This window comes from Acinetobacter sp. YH16053, assembly GCF_013417035.1.
GTDB lineage: Bacteria > Pseudomonadota > Gammaproteobacteria > Pseudomonadales > Moraxellaceae > Acinetobacter > Acinetobacter towneri.
The window spans coordinates 22,051-32,077 of sequence record NZ_VPEP01000022.1 but is presented as its reverse complement, the minus strand read 5'-3'; the positions used below and the strand labels follow the sequence as shown (position 1 = coordinate 32,077).

At 43.4% G+C, this 10,027-nt stretch carries 14 protein-coding genes and 1 pseudogene; 1 reads left to right on the top strand and 14 read right to left on the bottom strand.

Going from position 1 to position 10,027, the window contains the following annotated elements; translation table 11 throughout:
• Positions 1-798 (bottom strand): annotated as a pseudogene (locus FTV43_RS12495) (IS3-like element ISAba14 family transposase); the annotation flags it as partial.
• Between the two features lie 336 nt (positions 799-1,134).
• Here FTV43_RS12495 and FTV43_RS12490 point away from each other — a divergent pair.
• On the top strand, positions 1,135-1,488 hold the full coding sequence (locus tag FTV43_RS12490) for a hypothetical protein (protein WP_179995597.1): 354 nt from the start codon (positions 1,135-1,137) through the stop codon (positions 1,486-1,488).
• Here FTV43_RS12490 and FTV43_RS12485 read toward each other — a convergent pair.
• The 13 genes from FTV43_RS12485 to FTV43_RS12425 form a co-directional block, all read right to left on the bottom strand.
• The gene (locus FTV43_RS12485; protein WP_179995596.1) at positions 1,485-3,674 is read right to left on the bottom strand and encodes a phage tail tape measure protein; all 2,190 of its coding nucleotides are present in this window, start codon (positions 3,672-3,674) and stop codon (positions 1,485-1,487) included. The genes FTV43_RS12490 and FTV43_RS12485 overlap by 4 nt on opposite strands.
• Before the next feature lie 81 nt (positions 3,675-3,755).
• Entirely contained in the window at positions 3,756-3,929 is a 174-nt protein-coding gene (locus tag FTV43_RS12480) for a hypothetical protein (RefSeq protein ID WP_179995595.1), read from the bottom strand.
• 146 nt (positions 3,930-4,075) lie between these two features.
• Complete coding sequence (locus FTV43_RS12475) at positions 4,076-4,228, bottom strand: hypothetical protein (RefSeq protein ID WP_179995594.1); 153 nt, start codon at positions 4,226-4,228, stop codon at positions 4,076-4,078.
• Between the two features lie 35 nt (positions 4,229-4,263).
• Positions 4,264-4,713, bottom strand: a complete 450-nt coding sequence (locus FTV43_RS12470; protein WP_179995603.1) for a phage tail assembly chaperone — start codon at positions 4,711-4,713, stop codon at positions 4,264-4,266.
• A 17-nt stretch (positions 4,714-4,730) separates the two neighbouring features.
• Complete coding sequence (locus tag FTV43_RS12465) at positions 4,731-5,174, bottom strand: phage protein (protein ID WP_179995593.1); 444 nt, start codon at positions 5,172-5,174, stop codon at positions 4,731-4,733.
• A gap of 10 nt (positions 5,175-5,184) precedes the next feature.
• Complete coding sequence (locus FTV43_RS12460) at positions 5,185-6,309, bottom strand: DUF3383 family protein (protein ID WP_179995592.1); 1,125 nt, start codon at positions 6,307-6,309, stop codon at positions 5,185-5,187.
• 8 nt (positions 6,310-6,317) lie between these two features.
• Positions 6,318-6,854, bottom strand: a complete 537-nt coding sequence (locus FTV43_RS12455) for a hypothetical protein (protein WP_179995591.1) — start codon at positions 6,852-6,854, stop codon at positions 6,318-6,320.
• A 2-nt stretch (positions 6,855-6,856) separates the two neighbouring features.
• The gene (locus tag FTV43_RS12450) at positions 6,857-7,228 is read right to left on the bottom strand and encodes a hypothetical protein (RefSeq protein ID WP_179995590.1); all 372 of its coding nucleotides are present in this window, start codon (positions 7,226-7,228) and stop codon (positions 6,857-6,859) included.
• Positions 7,215-7,691 (bottom strand): hypothetical protein, encoded by a 477-nt coding sequence (locus tag FTV43_RS12445; protein WP_179995602.1) that lies wholly within the window; start codon positions 7,689-7,691, stop codon positions 7,215-7,217. The genes FTV43_RS12450 and FTV43_RS12445 overlap by 14 nt, the downstream gene beginning before the upstream one ends.
• A gap of 23 nt (positions 7,692-7,714) precedes the next feature.
• Complete coding sequence (locus FTV43_RS12440) at positions 7,715-8,101, bottom strand: DUF4054 domain-containing protein (RefSeq protein ID WP_179995589.1); 387 nt, start codon at positions 8,099-8,101, stop codon at positions 7,715-7,717.
• Positions 8,102-8,103: 2 nt separating this feature from the next.
• Positions 8,104-8,463, bottom strand: a complete 360-nt coding sequence (locus tag FTV43_RS12435) for a hypothetical protein (RefSeq protein WP_179995588.1) — start codon at positions 8,461-8,463, stop codon at positions 8,104-8,106.
• A gap of 10 nt (positions 8,464-8,473) precedes the next feature.
• The gene (locus FTV43_RS12430; protein WP_179995587.1) at positions 8,474-9,484 is read right to left on the bottom strand and encodes a DUF2184 domain-containing protein; all 1,011 of its coding nucleotides are present in this window, start codon (positions 9,482-9,484) and stop codon (positions 8,474-8,476) included.
• 63 nt (positions 9,485-9,547) lie between these two features.
• On the bottom strand, positions 9,548-10,024 hold the full coding sequence (locus tag FTV43_RS12425) for a hypothetical protein (protein ID WP_179995586.1): 477 nt from the start codon (positions 10,022-10,024) through the stop codon (positions 9,548-9,550).
• Positions 10,025-10,027 lie beyond the last annotated feature (3 nt).

Here is a 10,027-nt window from a genome sequence, read left to right as displayed (position 1 = left end):
AAGCCGAAATACAAAAATCCACCTCCATACTAATCGATACCCTATGCGCAAGTACCTTGCGGCTATGCCAATCAATCACAGCACATAAATAAACAAAGCCTTTTGCCATAGGGATATACGTTATATCCGTAGACCACACTTGATTACTGCGCTGAATAGCCAACCCTTTGAGCAGATATGGATATTTACGGTGAGCTTGATTAGCCTGGCTTAAATTTGGTTTGCAATATAACGCCTGAATACCCATTTTCTTCATTAAAGTACGTGTATGACGTCGTCCTATATGATGTCCTTGACGATTCAACAAATCACGCATCATACGACTGCCTGCAAAAGGATATTGCATATGTAATTCATCAATACATCGCATCAGCTTCAGATCTGATGCACTCACAGGTTTTGGGCGATAGTAATAACAACCACGGGAGACTTTCAGCAGCTTAGCTTGCTTAGATACTGAAATCTGAAGTGAGTCGTCGATTAACTTTTGTGGTTGAAGCGGCCCAGTTTCTTCAACACACCTTCTAAAAAATCAATTTCTAATGCCTGCTCACCGATTTTTGCATGTAGTTTTTTTAGATCGATGGGTGGTTCTGTTGGAGCTTTTGATTGATCGAAAGCTTGCGAGGAAGCTGAGATCAATTGATTTTTCCAGTCAATAATTTGGTTTTGATGAACATCAAACTCAGCACTCAATTCAGCAAGTGTTTTTTCTGCTTTAATCGCAGCAAGTGCTACCTTAGCTTTAAAATCATTTGAATGATTTCTTCTTGGTCTACGTGCCATAAAATACTCCATATATTGATGTTTATAACATCATTTGAGGAGCAGAATATCACTTATAGGAGTTGTTCAAATTTACGGATCCATCTCTAAATGAGTTTTACTATGATCAGCTACCCCAACAAAACAAGGTGGCTTAACTAGAGCGGAATATCACTTATAAATACGCTTTTAGTTGTTCAAACAAGTGGGACCACCTCTAATATAAAAACACCTTAACAATTGAGAAGCCTGATGACATCTCAACTGTTCGAATCCAGTGTCAATAATCAAACCAATCAACCAATAAGGCTCTTATCATATGCAATTAAGTAACCTATGATTTGTGTACTAGATATAAGGCATAACATTATGAAAAAACTACTAATTACGCTTGGCTTATCTATTTTTAGTATGGGGGCTTGGGCATCACCTACTTGCGATAAGTTGGCAAAAATTGCCGACTTAAATGCCTCAAATTATGGTGATGAAGCAACTGCACTAATTCAAGGCAAGAAAGGTGCAAGAGTTTATTTTCACACAGCGCCATCAGCTCAGTGCAAATCAAAAGCTTTTATAATCCCAAACGACAAAGTTGCAATACTTCAAGATATTGTTAGCAATAACGAAACATGGGCTTATGTTTCTTTTGTGAATAATAAAACATCAAAAATCACTCAAGGCTGGATTAAGAAAAACAGCCTTGGTGAAATGACATTCAACTAACCAATAAGACTCTTAGCCCCTCTAGCCGCAATCACCATTGAATTTTCCTGCTGACGCTGCACAGCGTTGGCAGATTCAACTGGGCTACTCACACCATTTAAAGTCATATCAGTTTTAAAGCTTTGGTGAATCGTCACATTGGATGATGTCATATTCGAGGTATTAACCTGTGACTTGTGCGGGTTGCCAGTTGGTATTTCTGCATTTTGTGCAAACTTAGCCAATTCATCACGGTTTTTTGGTATAGCTTTTGGTGTTGTGTTTACTCGCTCAATCTTGCCTTGCTTAACACCCTCAGCCTTGACCATGCCTGCCGCTAACGCCTGAAACTCCTTATCACTCATTTGTCCAATGGTTTTGCCTTCTAGACTTACACCCATGCTTTTTGCTGTATCTCGGATTGTCTTTTCATACCCTGCATAGTTTGTTTTGCCAGAGTAATCATCAACCGCATACTTGCGAAGCATTTGCTGATAAGTTTTACCACTGTGTCGAGATTTTAGAAGTTTTGCCTTAGCTACCGCACCCGCTTCCATTGTTTCAAAGATAGCGTTACCCCACTGATCAAGCGCAACAACACCTGCATATCGCTTTTGTGCATCACTTAACGCTTTTTGCTTTGATCGCTTGGTTTTTACGGTTTTGTCTGCACTACCATTAAACTCAAACTTTAAATTGCCTGGATTATTGTTTCTCCATGCAACAGTGCCACCCGTTCTGGTTTCAGTTGCACCATTCGCCATTTGGTAAATACGCTTCGTACCTTCGGTTTTAATGAGCTTAATAATTCTATTAGACTCTTGAAGTACGGATGACGCCCCTTCCTTAACAGCCTTATCCACCGCACTTGCAGCACCAACAGCCAAACCTTTAGCAGTTACAGCAGGCTTACCTTCGTTAATTTCTACAGCTTTTTGAGCCTCTTTATTACCAAGAAATGCCAAGGTTTTCGCTGTAGTCTCACCAATCTTATCAAGAGCCTTCGCACCTTGCTCCGTTTCTGCAATCTTGTCGTGCAGGCTTTTGCTTGCTACTTCTGCCACCTCTTTAATAGCGCCAGCTGGATCAGTAAGGACTTTCTGAACAAAGTTAATTACCTTGTCTTTGACTTGATCCAGTATCTCCAAGAAATCTTTAATCTTGCCAATGATGGTATCAATACCATTCGTCCACTTAGACCAGTCAAATAACGACTTACCGCCATCTCTCCAAGTCTTATAGTCGTTGTAAAGCAAACCCAAAGCCGCAGCTAAAGCAAGGATGATGCCGATTGGTGATGCAAGAAATGCAAGGCGGAATAACTTCAGCAAGCCAATAAAGCTCTTAAGCATTGGAATGAACTTAAAAAGAATCCCAAAGACTTTAAAGAATCCACCAAAGATGACGGCAAGCATGGCGAAGCGCAGACCTACAGCCAAACCCTCCTTAATCTGAGGATTCAACTGGCTAAATGCAGAAATACCCGCTTGCAACATCTGATTCAATAAACGCAAGATCGGAATAAGCGCCTTACCCGCTTGCATGACAATAACCTGAAAACCTGTCTTAGTCATCATGGTCAAGTCGCGGTACTCAGTCATGAACTCATTGCCTGATTTAGCAAGATCGTCATTCATACCAAGTTCTTTTTGTATCTTTTGGTATTTCTCCATGCTTGATACAAACTTGCCATCACGCATGGCCATCAAGGTATTTTGATCAATACCAAGTGAGTTTGCATAAGCATTGGCTTGATACGCAGGCATCTTAGATAAGACACCGCTTAAATCTTTCATGACCTCTACACGATCACGCACCGCACCGTTTGCATCTTTGGTTTGCACACCAAGGCTATTAATCATTCCCTCATAGCCTGGGGAATTACGCATCTTTTCAGCAAGTGATTCCAGAGAGCCTACAGCGCCTTCCGCACTACCGCCAAGCTGAGCAATGGCGTTGCCGTATGCGTTAATGTTGGTGACACTGGCGCCGATACGCTGAGACGAAAAGTAAAGCTTATCTAGTTCACTCGCTGTTTGACGCACTGCAACAACAGCGCCAGTGGCCAATGCCAACAAAGCACCTTTTAATGCTGCCGCCTTAAGCTCCACACCACCCATGGCATCTTGCATTTGCTTCAAGCCTGAGTTGTCAGTCTTAAATCCTAATGCGACCATAAAGTCACGAATCACACCTGCTTGTGCCATGGGTTATCCCTCTACATTTTCCAGATATAAGTACAAACTGCAATCGTTAAAAGAATTGCTATAAATCGCCATGCCTTTATTTCACATACCTAGATAGTGCGATGCTGTTTTTAGAATAAAATTTACAACCATTAAAAAAGCGACAATGAATGCGACATTCCAAAAAATCTTTACAAAATTGTCAGGATTTAAATTCATAGCTTCCATAACCACTCCTAGAAACTTCAATGAAAATTTGTTATCTTTATCAGACATGATTTCTGTATTGATCCTTATTTTTGGGTTGATATTAAAAAACCCCGATAGCGACCAACTATCGGGGTTTTGCTTTTAAGTTTCATTATTCAGTTTTTCACTGGACTTTTAAGAACCTTGATTTGTAAAAGGTACTTAATACAAGATCAACTTCGCTTGCTTTCCCTGGCTTCTTCAACTAGATATTCATTGTCTGCCACTACATCGAGCGCATCATTCATCAGTGCAATATCAGCTAGATCAAGCGTGCCGTCTTTTAGTGATTCAAACTTGCACATACCTTTGATGACAGGCCGCAATAGCCAATCCTCATGCTCGGGCAAGTTTTTGTAATTTACGTGGACTGCGCCTGAATGCTCGATGCCTTCGTAAGCAGCCCTTGAATAAAATTTCCCAGATTGGTGCGAATCACTGCAACAGTTAAAGGCAACAAGTGGTTCATACCCAAATCATCAAACATAATTGACTCACCACGGCATACAACAGAGCCATTGCGCTTTACGACTGACAAACATTTGTGAATCACGTAATTGACATCATCTTCAGGCATCTTGGCAATGGCCTCCATAAATGGCTCTAACGCCTTAGCCAAAGGTTCTAGACCACCAAGTTCTGCATTTTCATCCGACTCAATGGATTCGATAACCTTTTCTAGGTCACCTTTGGCCACTTCAGTTAAGATCGGCATGATATTTGGAACAATTGGAGCAATTTTGCGTGATACATGAAGTTGATCGAGCGCATTTAAGCGCCCAATCGTGTAGTCATGACCACCGATTGGGATAATTTCCATATTTCACCTTATGCGTATGTGCCAAGTTTCATATCGAGTTTGATTGAATCAAATACCCACTCAACCATCGCACCATCTTTAGCGTTGGTGTAGTCAGGCACCTTCTTGAATGCACACTTAGAAGCAGTGTGGTTATCACCAGAACCCGTATGGTTCAACGTGATTGTGTTTCTGCCCCATTTTGCTGTTTTTGCTTTTTGGGCGTTATACAAGTTCATTAGCTTGGCGTTTGCTGGTGAAGTCTTAAGTAAGCGAATCGTCACTTGACCTGAGTTGTCAGCATGCAGTGAATGCATACCCTCACCATCTGCACCAATGGTCATGGTGTTTTTATCACCTGCCATTGCGAAGGTAATGCCTTCTTCGGCAATTGCAGCGCCATAACCTAAATCAATAACACCATCGTCACTGCTAAGAGCGCATTGTGTGTCCATAAAACTGAAAGTCGTCATGATTTACCCCTTAGCGATTTACTGAAACGATGACATCAGCGAAGTGTGTAGCACCTGCCAACTTGGTTGCAATCTGGAATACTGGCGCTTTACGTGCTTCACGCTCAGATTGCGCTTGATCATCAAGACTGTTAGCAAAAACATAGTAGCCTTTTGGCAAGTAGTCGCCCGTTTCTAAAGCGCCAAAACTATCACCGTTCCACTGACCTTCACCCATTAAGCCGTTGGTTAAACCTTGCTCACATGCACGCTCAAGCACAGCACATTGGCGATTCACACCTGCAGGTGTTTGTGGAATCTTAGTCGTAGATGTGTAGTACAAATTCCAAAGTGCGGTTTCTAAATGGTTCTGCAGCCAATCCAAACCATGGATTTCGTCAAAGAATGAGCCATCACACATTACACCTTCTTGAAAAATTGCTGTGTCATTGTTGTATTTCGCAAACACGTTACAATTTTTCGCTCTCAATGCATTTGCTTCACCGATTTTTAAATCTTCAGCAGCAATGCCAGGCAGTTGCTTAAACTTAAGCGTGATTGTGGTGTTGGTGCCCATAAAGTTGACACTAAACGCACGACCAAATACCGAAGCAGCCGCATACGGATTGTCGGATGAGAAGACTGTAAATGTGCGGCGGTAGTTTTTATTTTTCAGCAAATAAGCTGTGTCTGTATTGCTTACAGGGTCCACACTATCTTCTTGTTGTGTTGTGTAGCCGAATAAGCGTACTGGGTCAGCAGCCTCAATCAGTGTGGCAACTGCGTCAGCTTCTACATCAGTTAAATTAGCAGCAATAACCAAGCCGTACCATTTAAGCGACTGCAAGCATTCTGCAACAACTGCAGCTGCAGTTTCAGGCGTTTCAAGATTATCTTTATCCCAGTAACCGATATACAGTGTACGAGGCTTTGGTGACTGACCAAAATAAGCAAGCGCTGCTTTATATTCTGGGTCTTCTACACCGTAGTCTTCTGCCACTCCATCAATACCGGAGTATTCGCGCATACGCTCGATCGTATCAATGACACCACTTGTAGTGCCAAGAATAAGTAATGAACCAAAAGAACGTGGTCCCGCAGCCAATGCAGCAAGACTAATGCTGACATTGACGACACTAGAAACAGGTAATGTCATGATGACTCCTAGTTGCGTTTTAAATTAATTTGAAAGCTTTCAAATGTTTCAATGGCATAGCTACGCTTGACCTGGCGATTAAATGTCGCAGTCATGTCGTAACGGTGCACGTATTGATTATTGAGAAAGTCAGGTGCTGTAAGAATTTCACCGCATCCTGTAAATTTGATTTTGTGTGCCCGAATCTGGGCGATGTTTTGTGGAATCCCTAAGCCATCTTTTAGCAAGTTGGCATAGTGCTGCCCTTGTGGACCATAGAACGAGAGTAATACTTCAATACTTTCATGCCGAATGTTATCCATATCTTCTTTATTTTGCTGGAAGTATGGACCATCATCACTACGGGTATTTTTCACCCCAAATGCACACCAGTTTTCACTGATCTTTGGTAGGGGTGGCGGTTCATTCTGCCAGCGTGGACGAACCATCTTTCCTTGTAATGACGTGATACCGACAATTAAACCCTGAAATATATCCTCAAGCCCCTGATCATTCTGGACAACCCCACTGGCCGGTATATAGCCGTCTGATGTAGAGTCCGCCATATTTATCCTGATAAGGGTTTTATTTCACAGATTGCCTTTACAAAGCCGCGACCATACTGCGTGTTATCCAAAACCTGAGACACAATATAGCGACGACCTTTCCAGGTGATTTCATCGGCCTGATAACCCGCATCGCCCGAAGACAGTGCAAACCGAGTGTGAATATTGATAGCACCCTTAATTAAGGTGCCATCAGGGCGGCGATCCATCTTGCTGCCATCATTAGTCGTCACTACACCACTGAATGTATGAGTAGTCTCAGTCTTTTGGCTTCGACCATTAGCCCCCACATCCACTTTAGTGCGATGACAAACAATCCCGCGTGATGCAAACTTTGGATCTAGGAGCACACGACTGACATCAAGAGTTGCCACTGCTGACCTCCTTACCCTTATTCATAATCACGTAGGTATGTGAGTTACGGTACTGACCGGTATCCACCAATGGCTTTTCAGACTTCCTGCCTCTGGCTTTTCTTGCCTTAAGCGTGGCTGGTTTCAGCGGCGCAAAGTCACCTGCATTAATCAAGTTCTTCACGCTCATTGTTGCTTTCATGCCTGCCGTGTTTAAGAAGAAATACATGCGCTGTTTGTTGCCATCCAACGCACTATCAACCACCTTGGTAAGTTGCTGCCCGATAACATCCTGTACAGCTTCAATACCGGGTACCAGATGCGGACGCGGTTCAAGATTCATTGCAGGTGATCCTGTTTCCAGTAGATAACCAATTTGAGCATTGGTTATTCCATCTTCATCCGTCCGGGCTTCCCCGTGTGGCACACCCACTAGAACCTCAACTCTGGACAATTCCGCAACGGCTTCAAGTATGCTCAGCATTCCTTCACCAGTTACTTTTACTGTCAAAGCTGAATACCCCCTGCACCAATCATCCGCGCTAACTGCAAAAATTGAACACCGAACGTAGTTTGATTCCAATGTCCAGCATCAGTCAGTAAGACACTAGACACGTCCACCGAGTAGGAAACGCTGTCGACCGACTTAGATGTTTCATTGCCAGTCACTTGACCAGCATCACCACCAGTGGCAACGGCGTCCATACTGCGCTGATAAAGCGTCAGGTAATGCGCAATGAAGAACGTTAAGCCCTCATCTAGCAAATCATCCCAACGTGATTCAGGCAGTAACTTTTTTCCCATATTCAAATAGAAGTTAAATTTCGCCGTTGGGTACAGATTGGTATCTGCAAACATCGGCATTGATTCACGAAAGGATGACTCATTGAGCATAATTACTTAGCCTTCACTTCTGCCGATATATCAGAAATTTGCTTATTTAAATCAGCAATAGTCTTTGCATCAGCCTTAGCCTGTTTTTCCAAATCAGCGATTTTCTTGGTCGCTGCATCAGATTGCGTTTGCAGCGCTTCATATTCAGCTTTTAACTGATCGAAAGCATCCTGCAACTCTTTGTTGGCAACATCAGATTGCGTGATTTCTTGAGAGTGGTGTTTTACAAACCAGTGCTCTGCCACCTCTTGGTCTACTTCTTGTAGACCCTGAGGCAGGTTCAAGTTGATTTGCTGGCCATCTTTATCCTTGCCCATATTCACCACTAAAGGCTTGGACAGTAAAATTTGAACCTTGCTCATTTAGTTCTCCTTATAGGCCGTCTGCATAGTAGGCAGTTTCTGGATATATCCACTCCACCGCACCAATACGACCGAAGTAAGTCGTCAATTGACGCAAGTCACGATATTCCAACGGCGTACGCTGTAATGGCACTAGAGGCATACGAACACGCGACTCAGCTTGCGTGTACGCCAACATACGGTCTTTACCAGCAGCACCTCGACCAACACACCACTTAGAAGGCTGGATGTCTAAAGGCTTACCGTTTACTGACATTGCAAGACAGTTGATTTTCAGGAATTCAAGGATCGAGATATTGCCCGCATCTGAAACAATGCGAGACGTCAGCAATCCGAACTGCTGAGGTGGTAGTAGCAATTTATCAGGACACACAGCGAAGCCTGAAGCTGTCCATGCGTTGTTCAGAATAAGGTTTACATCGCCCAAGATTTCCACTGGTGTTGATGTCGCCCAAGTTTTAGACACGTTAGTTGCGCCCACCTTACTTGAGTTCAATAGACCCTCTACACCAATCATGCTATCGCCAATATAGACTTGCTCGTCCACATCCATCTGGTACTTCATTTGCAAGCCAGCAAACTTTTGAGCATCAATCGGACGACCTACCTGTTTCGCAGATTCCAGTTCAGGAATTGTGAAACCGATCTGTTGCGCCCAAAGTGTTAATGGCAATGCTGTCTTGCCGATATCCAGCGCGATACCTTGGATAGCATCAGCATTCTTACCTACCCACGATTTGCCATTTGGTGAAGCACCACCTGCAGCAGCAAAAGTAGAGTTAGTGAAGGATGATGTTTCATCAGCGATTGAAACGTCTGAGCGCAGGTCAATATCGCGTGACCAGGTATAACTTGCTAATGGCTCATTGAGACGCGGATCTAAGCGCTCAAGCTCACCAACCAGGAAAGCGCCAGTGCTGTCGATGGTACGCGCATCAAAAGTCTGAAAGCTGTCACGAGTTTGGGCGCGAATCGTCGCCATGCCTGCTGTAACTGCACTACCGAGAAGTAATTTCTTCATGTTTATTTTCCCTAGACATAAAAAAAGACGCCTATAGCGCCGATCCTTATGCCTTTTAAATTTTTAGATGTTGTATGCGATTTCTACGTTGCCAGATGCGTCAGCGTCATGCATGAAGCGCGCTTTCACAGCGATGGTATTTGCACCGTCTGCTGCTGCCTCAATACCTCCAATTGGCTTACCAGTTGCCTCGGAACCAATGCGCACATAGACAGCACCACCTTTCTTCGCTGTACCAGCATTACACTTCACAGTCATGTATCCACGCACCAGCACATCAGTAATACCTTTAGGTGGTGCTGCTTGCCCTAGATCATTGGTGGCGGAAGTTGTTGGATATGAACGTACAATCAAGCCATAAACCGCGTCAGCCGTATCAGATGAACCTAATGCAGCCAAGTTACCCGTAGCGTCCATTTTGGCAAATACACCAAAGGCAGCCACTGGTGTCTGCATATTGTGTGATTCGATTGTTGAATGTGATTTACGAGACACATCACCCGGAATGCCAGAAGGCATACGATATGTATAAGCAGCCATGTT